The 22,229-nt window shown below is 50.7% G+C and carries 17 protein-coding genes; 2 read left to right on the top strand and 15 right to left on the bottom strand.

The genetic code is table 11. The features are described 5' to 3' along the window. Positions 1 to 97 precede the first annotated feature (97 nt). Both PUV54_RS09285 and PUV54_RS09280 read right to left on the bottom strand, forming a co-directional pair. A complete protein-coding gene (locus tag PUV54_RS09285; protein ID WP_274491945.1) occupies positions 98 to 1,879 on the bottom strand; it encodes a YVTN family beta-propeller repeat protein in 1,782 nt (593 codons plus the stop codon). A 130-nt stretch (positions 1,880 to 2,009) separates the two neighbouring features. Then, positions 2,010 to 3,698 (bottom strand): YfgM family protein, encoded by a 1,689-nt coding sequence (locus tag PUV54_RS09280; RefSeq protein ID WP_274491944.1) that lies wholly within the window; start codon positions 3,696 to 3,698, stop codon positions 2,010 to 2,012. Positions 3,699 to 3,793: 95 nt separating this feature from the next. Between PUV54_RS09280 and PUV54_RS09275 the strand changes: the two genes are divergently transcribed. Together PUV54_RS09275 and PUV54_RS09270 are read left to right on the top strand one after the other, a co-directional pair. After that, positions 3,794 to 4,210: a BlaI/MecI/CopY family transcriptional regulator gene (locus PUV54_RS09275; RefSeq protein ID WP_274491943.1), complete on the top strand. Its 417-nt coding sequence runs from the start codon at positions 3,794 to 3,796 to the stop codon at positions 4,208 to 4,210. A 139-nt stretch (positions 4,211 to 4,349) separates the two neighbouring features. Then, complete coding sequence (locus PUV54_RS09270; RefSeq protein ID WP_274491942.1) at positions 4,350 to 4,931, top strand: M48 family metalloprotease; 582 nt, start codon at positions 4,350 to 4,352, stop codon at positions 4,929 to 4,931. 103 nt (positions 4,932 to 5,034) lie between these two features. Here PUV54_RS09270 and PUV54_RS09265 read toward each other — a convergent pair whose 3' ends face one another. The 13 genes from PUV54_RS09265 to PUV54_RS09205 all read right to left on the bottom strand — a co-directional run bounded on the left by PUV54_RS09265 (position 5,035) and on the right by PUV54_RS09205 (position 22,211). Then, positions 5,035 to 6,636: a BCCT family transporter gene (locus PUV54_RS09265; RefSeq protein ID WP_274491941.1), complete on the bottom strand. Its 1,602-nt coding sequence runs from the start codon at positions 6,634 to 6,636 to the stop codon at positions 5,035 to 5,037. Further along, positions 6,633 to 8,624 carry a tetratricopeptide repeat-containing sulfotransferase family protein gene (locus PUV54_RS09260; protein ID WP_420797874.1) on the bottom strand — a complete coding sequence of 664 codons (1,992 nt, stop codon included), beginning with the start codon at positions 8,622 to 8,624 and terminating at the stop codon, positions 6,633 to 6,635. Before PUV54_RS09260 ends, PUV54_RS09265 begins: the two co-directional genes overlap by 4 nt. 79 nt (positions 8,625 to 8,703) lie before the next feature. Continuing rightward, entirely contained in the window at positions 8,704 to 11,265 is a 2,562-nt protein-coding gene (locus PUV54_RS09255) for a TonB-dependent receptor (RefSeq protein ID WP_274491939.1), read from the bottom strand. A 365-nt stretch (positions 11,266 to 11,630) separates the two neighbouring features. Further along, complete coding sequence (locus PUV54_RS09250) at positions 11,631 to 13,004, bottom strand: NAD-dependent succinate-semialdehyde dehydrogenase (RefSeq protein ID WP_274491938.1); 1,374 nt, start codon at positions 13,002 to 13,004, stop codon at positions 11,631 to 11,633. Positions 13,005 to 13,031: 27 nt separating this feature from the next. After that, a complete protein-coding gene (doeA, locus tag PUV54_RS09245; protein ID WP_274491937.1) occupies positions 13,032 to 14,243 on the bottom strand; it encodes an ectoine hydrolase in 1,212 nt (403 codons plus the stop codon). After that, positions 14,240 to 15,475: an aspartate aminotransferase family protein gene (locus PUV54_RS09240; RefSeq protein WP_274491936.1), complete on the bottom strand. Its 1,236-nt coding sequence runs from the start codon at positions 15,473 to 15,475 to the stop codon at positions 14,240 to 14,242. The genes doeA and PUV54_RS09240 overlap by 4 nt, the downstream gene beginning before the upstream one ends. 10 nt (positions 15,476 to 15,485) lie before the next feature. Further along, positions 15,486 to 16,697, bottom strand: coding sequence for a N(2)-acetyl-L-2,4-diaminobutanoate deacetylase DoeB2 (doeB2, locus tag PUV54_RS09235; protein ID WP_274491935.1), 1,212 nt, complete (start codon positions 16,695 to 16,697; stop codon positions 15,486 to 15,488). A 190-nt stretch (positions 16,698 to 16,887) separates the two neighbouring features. Next, positions 16,888 to 17,499, bottom strand: a complete 612-nt coding sequence (locus PUV54_RS09230) for a hypothetical protein (RefSeq protein ID WP_274491934.1) — start codon at positions 17,497 to 17,499, stop codon at positions 16,888 to 16,890. Between the two features lie 28 nt (positions 17,500 to 17,527). Then, complete coding sequence (locus PUV54_RS09225) at positions 17,528 to 18,301, bottom strand: SDR family oxidoreductase (RefSeq protein WP_274491933.1); 774 nt, start codon at positions 18,299 to 18,301, stop codon at positions 17,528 to 17,530. Beyond that, complete coding sequence (locus tag PUV54_RS09220; RefSeq protein WP_274491932.1) at positions 18,301 to 19,197, bottom strand: beta-keto acid cleavage family enzyme; 897 nt, start codon at positions 19,195 to 19,197, stop codon at positions 18,301 to 18,303. The genes PUV54_RS09225 and PUV54_RS09220 overlap by 1 nt, the downstream gene beginning before the upstream one ends. Beyond that, positions 19,187 to 20,149: a 3-hydroxyacyl-CoA dehydrogenase NAD-binding domain-containing protein gene (locus PUV54_RS09215; RefSeq protein ID WP_274491931.1), complete on the bottom strand. Its 963-nt coding sequence runs from the start codon at positions 20,147 to 20,149 to the stop codon at positions 19,187 to 19,189. Before PUV54_RS09215 ends, PUV54_RS09220 begins: the two co-directional genes overlap by 11 nt. Further along, entirely contained in the window at positions 20,146 to 21,516 is a 1,371-nt protein-coding gene (locus PUV54_RS09210; RefSeq protein ID WP_274491930.1) for a spinster family MFS transporter, read from the bottom strand. The genes PUV54_RS09215 and PUV54_RS09210 overlap by 4 nt, the downstream gene beginning before the upstream one ends. Beyond that, positions 21,513 to 22,211 carry a TetR/AcrR family transcriptional regulator gene (locus PUV54_RS09205; RefSeq protein WP_274491929.1) on the bottom strand — a complete coding sequence of 233 codons (699 nt, stop codon included), beginning with the start codon at positions 22,209 to 22,211 and terminating at the stop codon, positions 21,513 to 21,515. Before PUV54_RS09205 ends, PUV54_RS09210 begins: the two co-directional genes overlap by 4 nt. Between the last annotated feature and the right edge of the window lie 18 nt (positions 22,212 to 22,229).

Raw genomic sequence — 22,229 nt, 5'->3', positions numbered from 1 at the left:
AAAAATGAGTACGGATAAGCGCAATACTTATCCGTTTTCTGCTAAACGCTCGGCATAACATCACGAAGGGATAAAGCTTGGGCTTTTCCGAAACCGCCTAGTTAACTACTTGCGGTATCCAAGCAAGGCCATCGCCTTCCATGACGCCGTCAATTTTTTCGATTATTTCGTAGGTCTCAACATCATACGCCCATACCTGATTTAATCGAGGCATCGTCACAAAGGCATATTTTTCATCCGGCGACATTATAATGCCAAGCGGCGTGCTGTTTAGAGCAATTTTGGTTTTAATCTCTCCGCTTTCCATATCAATTACAGTTATGTCGCGTGAGGCGGTGTGCGTGACCCAAATCTCATCCCTGGTTTCTGAAACAAATAAATCAATGGAAAACTGACCACCTGTAGGGATATCACGTATGCGCCTGCGCTCATTTACATCGATTACTGATACGGTGCGCGCAAAAGCATTCGACACATAAAGGCTGGCGCCGTCAGAACTAAATCTCATCCCTTCAGCCCCACGCCCTGTCTCGATCGTATCGACTGACAAGTCATCATCGAGTGATATGAGACTTATGGAACCATGGTCAAAGTTCGCGGTAGCCAGAAGGTTGCCACGTGGAGACATCTTGATTTCATGAACGCCCGCCACCCCAATATTGATTGTCCGCAACCGCTCACCGGTGACCGCATCGATGTGTTGAACTGACTGATCGTTTTCACATGTTACCCAGATACTGGCGCCATCATGTGAAACAGCGACGCCATGCGGCTGTTGACAATCTTCAAGCTGAAACTCACCCACGGTCTTTACCATCGTAAGGTCGATCTTGCTGATGCTTTGGCTACTGCCGTTCACCCATTTCAATTGATCAGGTTCAATAGGCTCGTCATGGGGTTGAGGATAAACGCCGTGATTGGGAACATACGCGAACCTGCCGTCTGGTGAGGCTGCAATCTCATGCGGCCCGACGTCGCCTGTTTTCGCACAGCCAGATTCGATAAAGCCCGGTACGGTAAAGACACATACCTGATGCGCCGAACGACTGACTGCCGCTATTCGTGAAAAATGAGATAGAACGAGAGCTTTGGGCGCTTGCATAATATCCGCCTGCGCACCGCCTTTTTTATGTGTGCTGGCGTAAAAGATGCCGGAACCGTCCAGGGAAAAACGCGCCCCAAGATCGCTTCCCTCCGTATTTAGAAGACGAAGATTCCTTACCGATTCCCATCCACCTCCGCTTTTGAGCGCACCATAAAGATCACCGCTAACGCCGCCCTTATTTTCCGCTCTGTGAGAAGCTTCGAATATGAGGAGTTTGTCATCCGGCGAGGTAACGACTGTCCACTCGCCGCCTTTGCCATTGATAGTTGGGCCAAGATTTTCGGGGTCGAGAAACCGCCCATTCGAGCTACGGGCAACATATAGATCGCCAAGACCATAACCGCCGGCTCTCATTGACGCGAAATAAAGATCGCCATCGCCATTTAAAGTCGAACTGTATTCGTCAGCAGGAGAATTTATGGGCGCCGGAAGAATTTCTGCTGCACCATAACCATCCTCGACTACGGCTATACGCCAGATGTTACGATCATTTGCCGCGTCGTTTCCCTCACCCCGATCTGATGTGAAATAGACGAACTTTCCATCAGGAGAAAAGAATGGGTCAGAATCGGAATGCGCGCCTGAAAAGGCAGCAACTACGAATTCGCTCCATTTCCCGTTAGCCAATCGACTCTCATAAATGGCGCCGCGACCGTTTTCGCCCCATTGACCTTCACTACGCGCCAACAGCCGCACATTGCCGTCAGGAGAATAAGCGATTTCCGTTTCGACAGCATCTGTAGACACAACACCAGGCTCGACTTTAGTGATCATATCATCCGCACTTGCGGCTTGCATCGCCGATGCAAGCAACACCGTGGCAAGAAAAATCGAGTTCCGTTTCGCCGTTCTTCTGTTTGCGCCTGAGCAAGATACGCCCTGAACAGTTCTAAATTGACAAACTCTAAATTCTTGTAGTGACTTCATGATCCGCCTCCGCCCAAAACTTTGATAATGTCGCACGTGTTTGTTCTGCTAACGCCCTGTCATTGGCCGCTTCAGCTGCAAGTAACAAACCCAACAATGCTGGCGGGCGTTGTGGCGTACGTTCCAGAGCCATCTGGTACGCGACAATAGCCCCGGAGGCGTCGCCAGACTTTAGCAACAGTTCCCCCAACAGTTCATGCGCGGGCTGATAAGGAGATGGGGGCCCGACCGGCAAGGGCAATTGCCGCTCAACTTGCGCCGCCAACCGGGCCAGCTCAATTGCTTTTTCCAGTTCATTTTGATTGTCAGCTATCGACGTTTCAATCACAAGCCTAGCGGCGCGGATCCGGTTAGCTCTGCTGATATTTTCTGACGCTTCCTCTTGCGCCCCCAGCAATTCTAAAGAGGAAACAATCGCGCGTGCTTCCTCAAAGTCTTTTTGAGCAGCAGCAGCCATCCCAGCGCCGATCAGAACGCTTGTCTTCATCATAGTGCTTGTAAAATCATCCGCAACTTGAGCAGAGTCCGCTACGTCCCATTCCCCGGTTTCAATAGCGAACCGCGATGTCATCATTGCATCTTGCGCAATACTGAAAGTATTGCCGGTATCTCGGGCAATCTCTTTAACTTTGCGCAAACTACCTCGTGCAGCATCGACTTTCCCGAGTTGCAACTGAGTGTACATCAACCAGTTCAAGCTGTGTGTGTCATATGCGTTGCCATCCAACCCTCTTGCCGTAGCCGATGTCACAGAAGAATTGAAAGAGCGTTCGTTCGATTCTTCAGCTTCGAACCACATGCCAAGCTGCACATATATGTGCGCCGGCATATGCAACGCATGTGAAGACTCAGGTGCAATGCGCGCATAAACATTCGCCATACGCAAACCCAATACGGCATGAACGGGATCATCATACGCGTGTATGAGATAGTGCACCACGCCTGGGTGCTCGGGATAGCGATCGAAGAAAGGTTCTAATACAGCCGCTGCTTTCATTAGATCCTGAAAGTCCTGGCCTAGGGTCGATTTTCCAAGAATTGACAGGGCATAGAAAGATGCAATCTCTACATCATGAGGGTAATCTGAATGCAGATCACGCATTACAGAAAAATAGTTATCTTCACGTTCTTCGCGTTCGCCCTCTCCAAATAACGCTTCCACGGCGCCAAGAAGACGTTTTTCCATATCTGTAACCGCTTTTGTTTGCCGTGCCCCAGCATTCCTTCCCAATCGGTTCAGAATCGCTTTTGCGGTTTCGACATCCGGGTTTGATCCAAACGGATAATCATGGGTCAGGGCTTCGCCCCAGTAGGCCAAAGCAAAATTATCATCTATTGCTTGGGCTTCCTGAAAAGCATCGCGCGCCTCGCTATACCAAAAGCTATGCAGCGCCGCTAATCCACGATTGAAGGCCGCTTGCGCATCTGGGCTGCCTGAATTAGCCAAATATACTTTGCCCAAGCCTTGGCTTTCATCTTCTGCAAACACCGCAGCTTGCAACGGCGTCGCAACATGCAATCCAAATAATAGCCAGAACAAACGCCGCCAGTTGCGCATAACAAAACCTTTCATCCAATCATAATGATGTTTTTCAATCAGTAAGTTTGCAAACGCCCTCACCCTCTTCAACAGACAGCAAACGGCTTCATTTGAGCCATGACGCATCTACTATGCTACATAGTATTACTAGCTTTGATAGTAGTAAAGTCTTTACATGCGGCGCAACGCATTTAGGATCGACCGTGGAGAAAGCGCCTTTTATGAAACAGCCGCAACTATTGAAGCTCTCAAAACAAGGAAAACTCAGAATACTCGGCGAGCTTGAGACCGAAATCATGGACATCATGTGGGACGGCGCCCCGAGGCGGGTGAAAGACGTTCACGAAATTTTGAGCAAGAAACGCGACATCGCTTACACGACTGTTATGACGGTCATGACCAATCTATACGCCAAAACGCTTCTGACTCGAAAAAAACAAAGCCGCGCATATGTCTATTCAGCCCGGCAAAAGCAGCAGGCTTTTATGGGAGAAACCTTTTCGAAGTTGATCAAGTCGATGCTAGGCGATTATTCCGAGCCAGCGATGCATCATTTTATTCAGGAACTTCCCGACGCACAGAAAAAAAAGCTCGATAAAATCGGGCAAATCGCCAGGAAATCACTTAAAAAAAAATAACCCCGCCATGGAAATTCTTACTCTCATAACAGACAGACTATCGTTCGGGAGCGCATTGATATTTTCACCAGCCCCACCCTGTCCTGCAACATTATTATTGAGGCTTCATCTGTTTCTTTTTGTCGTTGGATCACTCTCAGTGGCGCTAATAAAAATTCGCCATGAGTATATCTTCAAAAATACAAAAGATGGTCACTGCAATGACAAGCGCATTCAAAAATTTCAACGCGCGGCGGCGGTTGCAACACTACGCACCGGCAGCCCACACCCAACCCTGCTGATCGCCAAGGATGGCGGTATAAATATTTCTGCAATTGGAGTTTTCAAGAAGCATATTCGCGCTCACCCCTCAGTCATAGACAGTATGAGTGAAAATGAACTTGCTGCATTGATCACCCATGAGCTCGCCCACTTTAAGCATCACGATAATTTAAAAATGCTGCTGGCGCCGCTGCTGCTAGGCGTTCCAGCTATTATACTCATGCAATCTTTTTCCGTGGCTTATATAGTGAGGGACCTCTCAACTCACTTTTTATGGATTCACGCAGTTATTTTTACAATCATCATTATGGTTGCGCACTACGCGCTATCAATATCGGGCCTAAAAGCCATAGCAAGCAGAAATGAAACGCATGCAGACCACCATACGCGCAAACACTATGGCGCAACGATAATGAGAGGTTTGGAAGAAAAAATGCGGACCTTAGCGAGAAGCTTGTAACATATCGAAAATATTTAAGTTTTTGGCGACAAACAGCACCTTGCGCGACAATAACCACGCGAAAAAGGCGAAACTCGCTACAAAAAAATCAGGCTAGAAATTTCTAATCTGAAACAGGCGTTTCTGATGCAAGTCCGCGCCAAAGACTTACGCAGCAGGCGAGCAGCACGAGCGTAAAAGGCAATCCTGTTGTTATGGCGCCAGCCTGCAGCGCGGTTAACGCAGCAGATCCGCCACCAACCAGCAATACGATAGCCACTAACCCCTCCATCGTCGCCCAGAAAACCCGTTGCGGTATTGGCGCGTGAAGTTTTCCGCCTGCTGTGATGCTGTCGATCACAAGCGAACCGGAATCGGACGACGTTACGAAAAACACGATGAGCAGGATGATTGCAACAAGCGAGGAAATTTCAGCAAACGGTAAATTCTCCAGCATTTGAAACAGCACCAGCGAGACCTCGCTAACGCCGCCTGACAGAGAACCCACGCCCGATTTCACCTGGTCAATGGCGGTGTAGCCAAACGAGCTAAACCAGATAACAGCGACGATCACAGGCATCACTAAAACAGCCGCCAGAAATTCCCGTATTGTTCGCCCGCGCGAAACGCGCGCGATGAACATGCCCACAAAAGGCGACCAGGAAATCCACCACGCCCAATAAAAAATCGTCCAGCCGTGAAACCATTCCGTATCTTCACGGCCGATCCAGTTGCTTAACCGCAAACTGTCAGTGACGTAAGAGAACGCATTAACGCCGTAGCTCTGCAATATGCCAAGCGTAGGCCCCGCCAGAATTACGTATGCCAAAAGCAATAACGCGAGAACGATATTGACGTTACTCAATACCCGCACGCCGCCATCAAGACCGCGCACCACAGAGAAAATCGCCATGGCTGTGATGCTTGCAATCAGAATGACCTGCGTTGCAAGACCATTATCGATCCCAAAAAGAAAATGCAGGCCGCTTGCCGCTTGCTTGGCGCCGAGCCCTAAAGACGTTGCAAGACCGAAAAGCGTTGCGACTACAGCCAGCAAATCGATGAGATGGCCCGGCCATCCCCAAACACGCTCGCCTAACAATGGATAAAACGTCGATCGAATCGTGAGCGGCAGCCCCTTGTTAAACGTGAAGAATGCAAGCGATAGGCCGACTACCGCGTAGATCGCCCAAGGTGTGACGCCCCAATGAAAAATTGTGGCGCTGAACGCGAGCCGCTCCGCCTCTGCGCTACGCGGCTCAACATCAAGCGGTGTGCCAAACCAGTCCGTATAATATGCGGTCGGTTCTGCCGCGCCGTAAAACACCATGCCAATGCCAACCCCAGCCGAGAACAGCATGGATAACCACGACAATGTACCGAATTCAGGCTTGGCGTCAGGCCCGCCTAATCTTATTTTGCCAAATGAAGACAGGCCAACAAACAGACAGAACAGAAAAACAATGTTCGTAGCTACAACAAAGAACCAGTCGAACCGTTTCAAGGTCCAGTCACGCGCAGCCGTGAGAAACTCTCCGGATGTTGACGAGAACGTTAATGTAATAATCGCAAAAGAAAGAATGAGCCCGGCGCTCATAAAGAAAACTGGATTGTGAATATCAAGCCCTAGAAATTTGATATTATCCTGACCAGTCTGATAATCCGTCTCGTAAACAGATTCTTCAGGCGCTAATTCTTCAGGCAATGTTTCTTCTTCGGCGGTCAATGTTGATACTCCGTCAACGTTTTTCCTAGGGCGTATTTCAACGGCCCTAGATAAGGTTCATAGCACTGCCATTGACTAACGCTGGATTTGTTAATCGGCTGGCGTACTTGTTCTGAACTTGCCGTGCGCACCGATCTCTCAGTTTTATGGTACTCAACACATGCATGCTCAAACGGCAATGCGCAGAACTCGAGAATACGCTTTACTTGCCCTTCTAAATCGTCAAGCACATCTTCATGTTGTACGCGCAAGACTTTGCCAGGCAGAACGGCGTTCCAATGACTCATAAGCTCTACATAATCGTGATAATATCGCCCAATCTCGGTCAGGCCGTATGTAAACTCCTGACCTTCTGCAAATAGTTGTTTAAAACCGGAGAAACAGCAGGCCATCGGCTCACGGCGCGCATCAATAATTTTTGCATTAGGTAAAATCAGGCTGATAAGACCTATGTGCCGAAAATTATTCGGCATCTTGTCAATAAAATAAGGCGCGTTCTGACGATGAATTTTTGTACCTTCAATGTATTTTTCTCCGAGTTCAGAGAATGCAATATCGCTCATTTCAGGCAGGTTTTCCGGGTACCCTACTGATTTAGCCTGCCGGGTACGCCTTAAACGATGAGCCAATGCAAGAATGTTAGGTAGTTCAAAAGTTCCGTCTACCAAACTATGCGACGCAAGTATCTGTTCAATAAGAGTCGATCCTGCACGAGGCAATCCAACGATAAAGATCGGATCTTGAGCTGGACACCCTGAGTTCCCGTGACGAATAAACAAATCTTGGTCGCAGCTCGCCGCAATCGCGTGCAGCTCATCCGTCATCTGATCGGCATCGTACCGGCATTGTTTGCGTTTCAAGTCGTTGCCCTTTTTATAATAGGCAAATGACTCTTCGTAATTCCTTCTATCTTCAAGCGCCTTACCCAGGGAAAAACAGAATTGAATGCGTGATGCGTAAGGCAAATGATCATTTTTTACTTGGGCGCGCATTTCTGAAATTTCAGAATCACTGAAACGATACGTTTTCAGATTCGCCAAACCATAATAAGCATCACCAAGTGCGGGCTTTGCTTTGCATGCAGCTCGATAAGACTGGACTGCCTCTTGGTGGCGTCCATATGTTTTAAAGGCGTGACCCCGAGAAACAAGCGTCGCGGCATCATCCGGCAACGCCGTCAAAACGCGATCAAATAAACTTAGCGCTTTTTTGAAATCCCCCAACTGCATGCTATCGACAGCAAGCTGTGACTGAAAAAACGGATCGTCAGGGCGTTCATTGTACAGTTTTAATGCATGCTCATGCGCAAGGTCGTATTTCTGGCGCTTACGAAGCACTTTGATGTAATCAAGGCGGACCTGAAGGTTCTCAGGTTCAAATGTTAGCGCGCTTTCCAGCAGAAACTCGGCATCTTCAAAGACGCTGAAACGCGCGCCAATTTCAGCGAGAAGCCGCATCCCTTCAACATGGCGCGGGTTTTGCTGCATGAAGGCGCGGCATAGCTCTTCGGCCTTCAATAGCCGCCCTTCATAGAGATGATTTGCGGCCGCAATCAGCGGTTTCGGCATTTGCGCCCAGTACTCTGCCTGGAGTTTCGCTTTCAAAGCACCTTCTTTATGCCCATTCGCTAACAGAATTTCAGATTGCGCGCGCCAACTCGCTTCAAGCGCCGGGTTGAAAACACAGGCTTGCTGATAGGCTTTTAGTGCTTTTTCTGATTCTCCCTGCGCTTTGAAAAGATGACCCTCTTCCTGATACGCACGCCCAAATTCTGGCGCCGCAGCTTTTAGCTGTGCAATAAGATGAAATGCATCTTCCGTTTTATTTAAATACCGCAAGCACACGGCGCTTAAAAAAAGCGCCTCCACTGATTGTGGCGCATCGGTCAGGATAGCGCGCAACTTGCCTAGCGCCTTAGCATATTCTCCATTACGAAGACTGGCCCTTGCCGCCTTTAGATTTTCCTCGTTTTCTGACAATGAATACATCCAATCAGATAAAAGCGCCCCTCAAAGAGGGGCGCTTTCTGGTATCATACCTGATGCTCGAATAAAAATTCGTCTCGTATTAGTAAGTTAACCCCAACCTAACGCCAATCGTTCTCGGCCGGAGTACTGTGACGCGCTCTCGATCATAGACAAAGTTGTTTGCGAGCACGCCATAAGTGCTTCCGAGATTTTCTCCATACACTTCAAGCGACCAGTGGTCCGCATGAATTCCTGCTGAAGCACTCAAAGTCGCCCATGCGTCATTCTTCGCTTTGTTTATCTCAATAATATCGCTGAAAGACGAGCCAGAATAGACAACCTGAGACTGGATATGAGCGCGATAGTTGTTGCTTACGTCCCATTCATATCGTGCACGAATGTTTCCTTGGAAATTCGGCGCAAAAGCTAACTCTTCGCCTGCAAGAACATCGTTTGTCGGGGTGAGAACTTCCTTGATTTCAGTATCAAGAACAGAGAACGCGCCCGACAGCGTTAAACCTTCAAGCGCAACCGGAGCCCAGACGACGTCGCCCTCAACACCCATAATCTCCGCATTCGCAGCGTTATCAGAGAAGAAGAGATTTGTAATGCTCGGATCGAAAATCGTCGTTTGCAGCCTCGATATATCGACGTAAAACGCATTCCCGTTCAACTGCAACTGATTTTGGAAAAGCTGCATCTTCCAGCCGATTTCATAATTCGTGACTTCGTCCGTATCGATGGCGAAAGGCACGGTGAACCCGCCAGGCCCTGCCGCACCGCCCGGCCGGTTAAGCAGACCCGGACGGAAGCCTTCGGAATAGGTGGCATAAAACAGGAGATCATCCGTCGGGGTCCAACTGACATTCCCTTTAAAGATAAACCCGTCTGTGCTTGCCGTGTCCGGCGCGCCAAATGGATTGCCTGGCGCGAACTGCGCGCTGATATTGGTGCCGCAACATTGGGATTCGACAGGCTGACCGTTTGAGTCCGTCGTAGGGAACAAGCGGTCGAATGCCGAATTCGCACTCCCCTCAAAATCGACCTCAATGTCATAATAGCGCGTGCCGAATGTGAGCGTCAGAACGTTTGGCACAAGCTCGTAGTTGATTTCACCGAACACGCCGAATTGCTTATCGGTACGAAGTATGTCGTTGCGGAAGATCACCTCATCAGGGAACGGGCCCGGGTCGCTGAAATATCCGCCATCAGATTCATTGCCAATCTGCCCGGCTGTCGCCGCACCGTTCGTCAGTGGAAAATTTGGCGGCAAAGCGCCAATACCCGTGGAACCATCAGAATTGATGATGTTGAGCGCGCCCGGATAGGTGAAATCGTTGCGTTCAGTCAGTTCAAGATCGCTGTAAAAGGCGCCCACTGTAGCCCGCAAACGGTTTTCTCTAGGCGTGTTAAAACGCAACTCGTGTGTGAAGACTTTTGTTTCTGTAACCGAGTCCACATAAAGGTTAGGCGGCTGACACGTACCCATGGGCGCGCCTGATGGGTAAACGACCTCATAGTCGCAGATATAATCGGGCAGATACTGTCCCACGAACAGATAATCAGAATAGTCTACACGCTGGTTCGTGTCCCGATCAGTGTACGCACCGGTGTAAAGCGCTTCCAGGGCGCCGATGCGACCTTCAACTGTCCAGCTCGTATTATGAAAATCATCGTCGAGGCGGTCATCTTCAAACCGCTGGATGTCGTATTCATCCAGTTCCGGATCGGCAAAGAAAACGCCATCCGCTTCGAGGTCCTGACGAGCATGCATGACCGTAACGCTCCAGTCGTCATTAATCTGGTACAACGCTGACGCCCTGAAGCCCGTGTATTGTGTATCGTTAAAGTCTTCTTCAACAAGGTTGGCGTTATCCGCCTCCAGAAAAGTGACGCCAGACAAGTCAGAAGTTGACTGAAACCCTGCGCGCTGTGCTGAAACAGGCACGCCATTGGCGCGTGGCGTTCCCTCGGGGCGGAAACGCCCGGACTCCGATGCATCGCGCGTGCCCGGAACATTATCAATGTATCCACCTTGATCGTCGATATACCCAACGACGCGCAAGGCAAAGCTGTCCCCTACAGGAATATTGAGCATACCTTCGAACTTGTTGCTCATCTCCCCGCCTTTTGTGGTTTCAATACTTGAAGAAGCGGAAGCTTCGAACTCGCCGATGCGCGGCTTATTCGTGATGAGACGGACGGTCCCCGCCTGGGAGCTCGCGCCGAATAAAGTGCCCTGCGGCCCGGGCAATACCTCAACACGCTCGAGGTCCACGGCATAAACATCTAGATTGCGGCCCGGCTGAGATAATGGCTGTTCATCCAGATAGAGCGCAACGTTGGGCGCCAGCCCGGCGACGCCCGCCGTGGTCAGGTTCGGCGTCGTCGACGCTAAACCACGAATATAAATTGTATTCTGACCTGGACCGCTTCCGCCCGCCGTAACGCCGGGAAGCTGCACAAGATAATCAGTAAAGTTATCGACGCGGTTTTCTTCCAACGTCTCTGCGCCCAAGGCCTGAACGGCGACCGGTATGTCTTGCGCATTTTCTGCGCGCTTCGTGGCGGTAACGACAATTTGGTCAACCTGTGCATTTGCGGCAGTACAAATGACAGCAGAAACGGCAATTAATGATGCGCCTGAAAGATACTTTTTCACTAGTTATAACCCCTCATTCCTGGCAGCTTTAAAGGCTGCAATCGTTCTTGATCCGGCGGAGCGAAACGCTGGCGACACGCATCAACGCGGCAAAAGCCGAATCTGAATGGATTGATGGTTTGGTTATAGATGGTAATTAGAAAAACAAAACAGCTATGACGGTATTTAAACGTGAAGCGCTGCTTTTTCTGGCTATTTATATTGATTTTCTTAGGTAATTCAGAGGATTGTAGAAATTCGGAATGCTCATATGATTCGAATTTCGAACCGCGTTATGCAACTTTTTGGTGCGTTGGCTGCGGCTGATTACACTACGATTGGCAAGAAGAGTCGCCAAGCCTGGCCCATATTTTCCAAGCAGATATCTAACCTCTAGCGGGACCGACCCAGACTTGCTGTGCGTTGACAAATTCATGAATGCCGTGCGGACCTAGCTCTCGGCCATAACCTGATTTTTTTATGCCGCCACTTGGAAGACGCGGATCGGTCTTGACTATACCGTTGACAGCTACTTGGCCGGCTTCAAGTTCTCGCGCCAGCGCTTCACCCCGTTCAGGTGTAGACCACACGCTGGCCGCAAGGCCGTATTCCGTATCATTAGCAAGACGAAGCGCATGATCAGCATCGTCAGCACGGATCACAACGCCAATCGGTCCGAAAGTTTCTTCCTCAAACGCACACATGCCCGGCTCAACATCCGCAAGCAGCGTCACCGGATAAAAGTATCCCGGCGCACCCGGCAACTCACCGCCCATGACCAGGCGAGCGCCATTGTCTACCGTCGCCTGAACCTGGCGGTGAAGTTCGTTTCGCAGGTCTTCACGCGCGATTGGTCCAACATCCGTGTCATCCAGGGCGGGATCGCCACCCTTGAGCGCAGTGAATTTTTCGGTGAGCAACGCAAGCATCTGATCATATACCGGCGCCTCGACGATCAACCGCTTGGCGGCGATACAGGATTGACCGGCGTTTATGATGCGTGAGACTTTTAAAATCTCCGCCGCTTTTTCAAGGTCGGCGTCCGCCAGCACGATGCTTGGGTCCGAGCCGCCAAGTTCCAGCACAGCCGGCTTAATCTCACTGGCTGCTATAGACGCCACCGCCGCGCCGCCGCGCGATGACCCGGTAAAAGAGACCGCTTTAATGCGATCGTCGCGCAAGACCCGCTCAACACGTTCAGTTTCAAGCAACAAGGCCTGAAAAACGCCTTCAGGCGCATTATTGCGAACGAAAAGGTCTGCGATCGCTTCGGCGCATCCCGGCACATGCGGATCGTGCTTCATCAAACACGTATTTCCGGCCATCAATGCGGGCGCGCAAAAACGAAACGCCAGCCAGAACGGCGCATTCCAAGGGAGAACACCCATAACGGCGCCAATAGGAAGGTGTTGAACGTAGCTATGCGTCGCATCCGAGGGCAATGTTTGCGGCGCAAGATAACTTTCCGCGTGTTCTGCATAATGCTCAGCGCACCAGGCCGCCTTTTCGACCTCAGCGCGCGCTTCACGAATGGGTTTGCCCATCTCTTCGGTCATTAGCGGTGCAAGTTCTTCGACGCGGTCTCTCATATCCGCCGCTATTTTTTTTAAAACAGCCGCGCGTTCTGCAAAAGACGTCTCTCGCCAGTCAGAAAACGCCTGCTGCGCCGCTGCAAGTTTATTTTCTATGGCGCCATCGTTATCAGCTTCTGTCTCACGGACTACCTCACCATTGGCAGGGTTTATTGCAGTCAACTTCATAAGTGATTTGCTCTGATTGTTTGCGGCTTAAGCATCGCCAGAAATGGAATGAACATTGGACGCAGTCGCACTCTTTTCAGGACGTACGACAAATTCACGATCAAGCGTGAAAAAAGATTCGCATCCGTCCTCGGTGACATAAATCGTGTCTGAGATGCCGACGGTCTTGTCGCCTTCGACACCCCATATCCATGGTATAATGTGAAATGTCATTCCTTCTTTCAGGATGCGGGAATCACCCTGCATGAGACTTAGAATATAGCCCTCATCCCAGCTCGGCGGGAACGCAATGCCGATAGAGTAACCCGAGCGAGTAATCAGATGCCCGCCATGATCGCCGCTGTTGATGATGTCGCGAATGATATTATCCGCATCGGAAACCGTCAGCCCGGGACGAATGGCGTCTTCAACCTGCCGGAGCGATTCCATCATTCGCCACTGGGCGACTTCCATGGCTGGCGATAACTCGTCAAGCACAACGGTGCGCATCATCGCCGTGTGATACCGCCTGTAACAACCGCCAAGCTCCAAGAACACATGCTCACCAGGCTGAACCTTGCGACCTTCCCACGTTGCGTGACCGATCATCGAACGCGGGCCGGATGTGACATACGGCATGACAGCCGGCGGCTCCCCGCCTGCATTAAACATCGCCTGGCTTATTGCAGCGCCAATTTCATTTTCTGTGACGCCGGGTTCAATCATGTCGTAAGCCGCGCGCATGCCCGCTTCTGTCGCTACAGCGGCTTTTTTCATCACCTCAATTTCTGCGGGCGATTTGCACAAACGTCCTTCCTCAACGATGCCGAAACAGTCGATCAACAGCCCGCTGGTAAATGCGGTTCGGATACGGTCTTGCTGGTAAGCAGGAAGAAAATAACTGTTCCGCTCATACCCGATCGTGGCGTCCCACAGACCGAATTCACGCAACGACTCCACGAGCCGCTGAATTGCATCACCATTATCAGGATATGGCCGGGTTTTTTCGACCCACGTCCGCGCATGAACGTTGGACTCCTCCATATTTCGCGTGATCATGAAACACTCGCCATCCAAAGGCACGATCAACGCCTGAAAGAAGGAATAACCGGTCGTCTGATAATCCGTGAGATACATTATGTTCTCCGGATCAGAGATGATCACTGCGTCCAAGAGCCTCTCGCTCATGCGCGCTCTAAGCTCTGAAATACGCCGCTCATACTCTTCCATAGGGAAGGTCATGTCATCGCGCTGTCTCATGCCGCCTCCGCAACTTTGTTGATCGCGTTTTCAAGAATATCTATGCCCTCATTCAAATCGTCGTCAGAAATCGTCAGCGGCGGAATAAGCTTCAGAACCCGACCGGCGGTGCCGCACCCGCCAATGAGCAAGCCGTTCTCAAAACACGCCGCCACAACCTTTTTTGACAGCTCGCCATCTTTTGTATCCAGCCCCTGGATCATGCCGGCGCCGCGCACTTCAAACCAATGAACGGAGTGCTGCTTGGCGATATCTTGCAGCCTTTCATTCATGCGCGCGCCTTTTGTTTTTACGCCGTCAAGAAATGAACCATCTTCGAAATACCGCAACGCTTCACGGCCAGCGACAAATGAGATTCCTTGCCCACGAAAAGTGCCCGTATGTTCGCCAGGCGACCAGTGTTTGTCATGTTCAGGCTTAATCATATTCATGGCCAGCGGCGTGCCGAAGCCGCCTATGCCCTTCGCTAAACAAATGACGTCCGGATCAAGTCCCATGCCGTCGAAACTGAAGTAGTCGCCTGTCCGGCCACATCCGGCTTGAATGTCGTCGATAATAAAGAGCGCCCCTGTATCTTTCGCGAATTGTTGCAACTCTTTCAACCATTCGCGCGTCGCAACATTGACCCCGCCTTCCGCCTGGATTGTTTCCACTAAGATCGCCGCTGGTTGATCGAGCCCTGATGAACTATCAGCGTAAGCCTCAGCCATACCATCCAGAGGGTGTCCAAAAGACAGCCGCGTTACATTTTCCAACGGCACTCCAGCCGCGTTCCTGAAATAGTCATTAGCCGTGCAGGCGAGAGAACCAAGCGTCATGCCGTGAAATCCGTGACTGAAAGCAATGACCGATCGCCGGCCGGTGACGCGCCGGGCGATTTTCAACGCGGCCTCAACGGCGTTTGTTCCCGTCGGACCTGTAAACTGTAATTTATAGTTCATGCTTCGTGGTTTCATGATCGTTTCTACAAACGCTTCAATGAAGTCACGTTTAGCAGTTGTTGACATATCAAGACTGTGTGCGACGCCATCCGATTCCAGGAATTCGATAATCGCTTTTTTCATGCGCATATTATTATGGCCGAAATTCAAAACTCCGGCGCCGCCGAAAAAGTCAATGTAAGAACGGCCGTTCTCATCAACCTGACGTGCATTTGAGGCGGACTTGAACACAGTAGGAAAGATCCTGCAGTAACCGCGCACATCTGATTCCCATTGCTCGAACACATCCATGATCGCCTCCTTATTCTTGATTGTCTCTGCCTCTATCGGGCAAAATTCCAGCCAGACGCGAATAAACGCCTGTCACGACAGGTATCAAACCATCGTTAAAATCATATTCAGGACTGTGGCAAGATACGCGGTGATTTGGCTCACCGTCATCAGCGCCAATAAGCGCAAAAGCGCCCGGCCTCTCCTTGAGATAATAACTGAAGTCTTCGGACGCCATTATAGGAATTGGTGTGTCCGCACTGTTCCAGCCGTCCCCAAGCTCATCCAGCAGCGCTTGACGCATTAACGCCGCAGCGTCAGCATGGTTCACTGTCGCATCATATCGCGAAAAGTGCTCAACGATTGCCTCAACGCCATAAGCAGAAGCAGCACTTTTTGCGATCTCCGTGATCAATTCATTTACTTCTTGCCGGTCTGCAGCACTCGCCAACCGAATGCTGCCGCCTAGCTCCGCTTTGTCGGGAATAATTGTGTCGCCGCTCGGCGCATTGATAGAAGTAACACTGACCACGACTGCAGATTGTGGCTGCAAACGCCGGCTTACAATTTGTTGTAAAGCGAGCGTCACTGCTGACGCCGCCAGGACCGGGTCTCGACAGGCCTGCGGCTGACTCGCGTGTCCGCCTTTGCCGAGAAGCGAAATTTTGAACGTGCCGTTGCCCGCCATGACAACTCCGTCGGGACATACAGCCTTTCCAAACGGTATCCCCGGCCAGTTATGCCAGCCGAAAATCATGTCAACATCATGGAGCGCGCCATCTTCAATCATTCGCTTGGCCCCATGACCGCCTTCTTCCGCTGGCTGATACAGTAAAGTGACAGGTCCCGGCAGTTGATCCTCATGAAGTTTCAGCCACGCAGCCGTAGCCATTAGTGTAGCGGCATGACCATCATGCCCGCAGGCATGCATCACACCTTGTGTTGTTGAACACCATTCGCGCCCGCTTTGTTCCACAATCGGCAGCGCATCAATGTCTGCACGCAGCGCGATCCGCCGACCTTTTGCATTTTGCGCTATAAAACCTAGTGTCCCGGTGTCAGCACACGCCTTCCACGGGATGCCAAGCGCATCCAACGCACTCCTTATGACGGCGGCTGTTTTGGTTTCTTGCCAGCTTAATTCTGGATCTTGATGTAGGGATCGGCGAAATCGCACCGCAGTATTTACAACTGCGGCCCAGTCCTGATGTTCGCTTGAAAAGGTAGATGGAAGCGAGGACATGCACCCATGCCTAGCGTATATGCAGGCTTTTGCAACAGTCAGGCGGCTTCAAAATGACGTGGTGCTTGTGACTTCCGCCAGAATATTACGCCACTTAATGATACGCCGCCATTTAATCGCCGCAACGATGGGTTAATATTGTTAACCAACTGGCTTGCTAGCATTCTAAATCAAGCCGGAGCGCATCTGATTAAAATCCGCGAGAAAAATATTCGCAACGTGGCGCCTGACAATTATCCGTCAGGTTATCCTCAATGCCGTTACCATATGTGAGCCATATCTGCGTTTGGCCAAAGCGAGTCCCGGAAACGCGTGTCTGAAATACACGCGCGAGTGGCGGTACTCCGGAAGCTTTAGCAATATGATCACAACGCGCGTTTAACCACTCATCTATAATGCCCGACGGCATGCCTTTTGGGAATGTTGCAATTTGCAACCTTTCGGAATGCTTTTCTTCCCCCAATCTATTTGCTTCCATAAGGAGGTGAATATCGTGTGGTGAAAAACCTTGGTCATCAGCATCCTGTAGGGCAGCACGCAACTCAGGGTCATCAACACCAAAGTCTTCAGCTTCCCCCCAATGAGTTGCATTCTGATATTCTTCGGTAACCAGCCAGGAATTGGCGTCATTCTCTCGTAATGATCGCCAAAGCCGCCATTCTATCGCAGGCAAGTCGATCTTTCCGCCTAATCGCAGCGCAAGCAGAATTAAGTTGCGAAGTACGTCAAGAGAATCGTTACGGCCTGGTTCTGCATAATAGTTCGCCTGCAAGAAACGTCTGGTCACTTTACTTTCCCCCAAATATCAAGGCGTTCGCCTCGCCTTGTTTTTATTCTTCCCATTCTACATTCCCGCAGACGCCAATACACTGCCCGCTTACATGAAGCGCCTCATCAGAAGCTAAAAACCATGCGACCCGGCCAACTTCTTCGGGCTTGATCCATGTACGCATAGACACATATTTTAGAAATCGCGCTTCTGTGTCCTCAACTGTTTCTCCCGCGTTCGCTGCAAATTTTTGAACAAGTTTTCGTCCTCGCGGATTGTCAATAAGGCCTGGAAGAATTGCATTACAGCGAATTCCAAACGGCCCAACTTCTCGCGCCAAGGCTCGCGTTAGGCCCTGTAGTCCCGCCTTGGAAGCGATGTAAGCAGAACGGTTTGGGAGTGCGACCGTGACTGACGCAGTGGAGATATTCACGATGCAGCCAGCGCCTTTTGGCTTCATAAGTTTAAGCGCTTCACGAATACAGTAAAATGAACCGGAAAGATTAATTCTTAAGGTATTCGCCCAATCTTCGAGATCGATTTCCTCCGCCACCCCCGAACCGCCGCCGATGCCTGCATTATTGATAAGGACATCAACACAACCATTTACATCAAGCGCTTCAATGAAAAACCGCGCCACCCCTTCTGGATCGCCAACATCACAAACGGTGCCCGTAATACGAGAATCATTTTTTAGAACTTCGCGAACAGCGCTCTCGCTAACGTCACAAATATGAACGTGAGCGCCCCTATCAGCAAATAGCTTCGCTGTCGCCAGACCAATCCCTGACCCGGCGCCGGTAATAACAACAGATTGCGCGTTGCCGGTTCCCATTATGCACTAACTTTTGAGATGCCTAACAACTCGCGCGCCTCACTTGGTGAAGCTGGCGAACAGCCCACATCTTCAATTATGCGAACTGCGCGCTCTACAAGCTGGCCATTGGTGGCGAAGACACCGCGATCAAGATAGAGATTATCTTCAAGACCAACGCGTACGTGGCCGCCTAGGAGAACAGACTGAGCAGCGGTTGAAAATTCTTCACGAGCAATCCCCATTGCAGTCCAGACTGCGTTTTTCGGCGCAAGATTGCGCATGTACATGACCGTTTCCGGTGTCGATGGCGCACCCCATTTTACGCCAAGGACGAACTGCATCATTGGCGTGCCTTCAACGAGCCCTTCTTCAATAAGTTGATTGGCAAAAAGAACATCACCCGGCTGGAACGCTTCGAGTTCGGGCTTCACGCCAAGCTCCATAAAGCGCTTCGCCATGCCGCGTAGAGTACGCGTCGTGTTCAGATACACGAACTCCATATCGCCTTCGACCTGATTGCCAGTCGTTACGTCTATGGAGGCGATATCAGGGAGACACTCAACCAAGTGTTCAATTCGGCCTTCAACATCACGCATATCACTTTCCGGCAATCCAACTGCTTCGTTCTCTGGGTCAGGCAAGAAAAAGGCCCCGCCCCCTGCCGATAAGTTAATCAAGATATCGACGCCGCTACTTCGGACACGATGGACAATCTCTTTAAACAGGGCAACATCAAACACGCCATGCGTCGTTTCCGGATCTCGCGCATGAATATGCACGATTGCGGCGCCAGCATTCGCTGCCTCAATACACGCCTCTGCAATCTGCTTTGGCGTTACCGGGAAATTGGGATGCTTTGGGTTAAATGGCGCATTGCCGGTAACCGCGCACGTAATAATGACTTTACGCTTCATAGATCTGCCCCTTTCTCGGTTCAATACGGTCTGCTTCTTCAAGATGTTTAATGAGGAGCATCAAACGGCGATCTCGCCATGCTTGCTGACTAGCAACGTCCGCCGTCTCTTCACCGCCAGCAATTTGATCCTGCACTTTTTTGAAAAGACGTGGCGTCCATTCATAATCAGTGCGCAAATCCCGGACTATACTACGGTAGGCGTCACCATACATATTCATATACTGAGCGTAACCCGTTGGCGCGTTTAGGTGCCCCGTCAGAAACGGTCCCATGAAACACCATCGCATACCCAGCCCGCGCGTCATCACATCATCAAGGTCCGGCGCTGACAGATACCCCTCACCGACGAGATATAGCGCCTCAGCTACAACGGCGGCCTGTAGTCGGTTTAGTGCGTACCCGGTTATTTCTTTCTTTAGAGTAACGGTTGCTTGGCCACAGCCGGTGAGAAATTTCTTCGCAGCTTTCAGTGTTGCAATACTGGTAGAGGAGGTTGGACACAGCTCTGTAAGAGTCGTCAAGAAAGGCGGGTTAGTTGGGTGCGCAACCAAACAATTCGCAGAATTCCGTAAACCTTCCATAAAAAGCGAACCGGCGATAGCGGATGTCGAACTTGCTATAATCGCATCTTCAGGTGCGTAACATGCAATTTCTTCAAATGTCGCTCGTTTTACTTCCAACAGTTCGCGTACGCTTTCCTGAACATAAACGGCGTCAACAAGAGCATCTTCGAGAGTTTCAGCTATTCGAATATTGTTGATCGCCGAGTGCGCGTCATGCAGAAGGCCCGCAGCCTCCAGGTCACCTAATGTCGATTCAATTCGCTCCTTAACCTCATTAAGGACATCAGCATTGGCGTCATAAAGCGCAACTTCATGACCGGCTTTTGCAAATACGACAGCCCACGCTCGCCCTATAGACCCAACACCTACACATACGGTCTTTTTCATGACGCAACCGCTCCTTCAAAGCCCGCCTCGTCTTCTATTTGAAAAGACCTTCTCGCCAACCGCACGCCTGCAAACAAAAAGATGAAGGCGAGCGCCGCGCCTCCGCCGCAAACAATGCTGATTGACCACTTCAGCATTGCCGGGTCCCCAAAACCAAAATCAGTGATAAGGCCAATGAGTAACGGCCCGAGACCAATTCCCATTATGTTGACAACAAACAGATAAAGAGCAGACACCTGCGCTCGCACTGTGTTTGGCGCAATTAACTGAAGTACTGCCGGCGCAAAAACCGTAGGACCCGCCGCAAGAAACAGGCATGGCGCCAATACCACCATCGCCAAAGCGGCTGTTGGCACGAGCGCAACCGACGCAAGACATGGAACCGAAATCAACGTCCACAACGCCATCAATCGAAAATAAGATACGACTCTGCCCTCGCCGACTTTCACTTGGTCCGCTAATCGGCCAGCAATTAATATGCTCGCCACGCCAAGAATGAGAAAATACCCGCCAAACGTCACGCCAACCTGCGCCGGCGACCACCCAAATTCGCGGATAAAATGTGCGGGCAGCCACAAGTTGAATCCATAAGCAGCGATATTGAAGCCTGAGATACCGGCGAAGTGCATTGCCAGAATTTTCCAATTCCCCTTCAGGAATGGTAAGAGTGCGCCCCCTTGTGTGGGTGTGGGTGTGTGTGCGCCTACATCTGCAATACAGCTAGAACGTCTTTCTGGTTCCTTGATCAAGGTCATCAGGAATGCGAGCGCAATTCCGGGCGCGCCAACAGCGATGAACGTCGCTTGCCAGGGCTTTATTTCACCCACAACTGGAATATGAAAAGAGCCCAAGCCTGCAAAATAACCGTAAAGCGCGCCTCCTGCGAAATAGGCGAGCCCAAAACCGGTTGCAGCACCAAGAACATAAACACTCATGGCGCGGCCAAGTTTTGACGGCGGAAAATAGTCAGACAGCAATGAGTACGAAGCGGGGGATAATGCAGCCTCGCCAACGCCAACACCTATGCGACCAATAAACAATTGTGTGAAATTTCGCGCCAGACCGCAAAAGACTGTCGCCACACTCCAAAATACGACGCCGACAAAAATAACAGCACGCCGACTGGTTTTATCTGCGAGGCGTGCAATCGGCAGACCCATAACTGTATAAAAAATCGCGAACGCAAAGCCGCCAAGCAACCCCATCTCTGTATCGCCAACCTGCAAATCGTCTTTGATAGGCTGCAGCAACAAGCCGATTACCTGACGGTCTACATTTGAAATCGTGTAGAGCACGCTCAGTATTATTGCCGCCCTCCAGGCTTGGGCCGGCGGCGGGTAGGCTTGTTTGCTTCCGAGCGCGGTCATTTCTCTACGTTGTCGGATTTGTTAGTTTTGGAGTTTTGCGAATTACTGAGAATATGGGCGACTTCCCGCTCGAATACGCCGCGCCAGAAATCAAGCTGCGCCCGGGTTGTCGCTTTAGTGCGAACAACATCCATCAAAGCCATCCCTCGAAGAAGGTCCAGAAAGCCGTCCGCCAAGTGCATCATGTCGGAGTCTTCCTGCACTTCACCATCAGTCAGGTTGCTGAAAATACGCCGCCGCCACACAAGAAACTTTGCAGAATGCGCCATCCAGTAGCGGCGCATTTCGGGGTCGTGACGACAATGCAATAGAAGTTCAAAACCGGGATAGAGCCAGTCTTCAAAGCCTGCTTTCCAGATCTCATCGAGAATTTCACTTTGCCGGTTTTCCTGGAAAAGAACGATGATGCGCTTTTCCAATTCTCCCATGACATTGTTAAGAAGATGCCCGAACGCTTCTGTGAGAAGCTGTTCGCGAGAGCCAAAATGATGGAGATAGGCGCCGCGCGTTACGCCTGCCGTTTTTGCAATTAATGAAGTTGTGGTGTCGCTGAAACCGTATTTAGCAAAACATTCTATAGTCGCCTCAATAAGACGCTGACGCGTTTCTGCGCTTCGCTCCTGTTGAGGCTGCGACGGGCCTGACTTGCCGCGCTTTGTGGGCAATGCGCTAATTTTACCACCTGAGGTCTTCACAAATCTAACTCCTGTTTC

Origin of the sequence: Hyphococcus flavus (assembly GCF_028748065.1) — a bacterium.
In the GTDB taxonomy this organism is placed as follows: Bacteria; Pseudomonadota; Alphaproteobacteria; order Caulobacterales; family Parvularculaceae; genus Hyphococcus; species Hyphococcus flavus.
The sequence above is the reverse complement of the archived record's forward strand: the minus strand, read 5'-3'. Positions and strand labels throughout refer to the sequence as shown.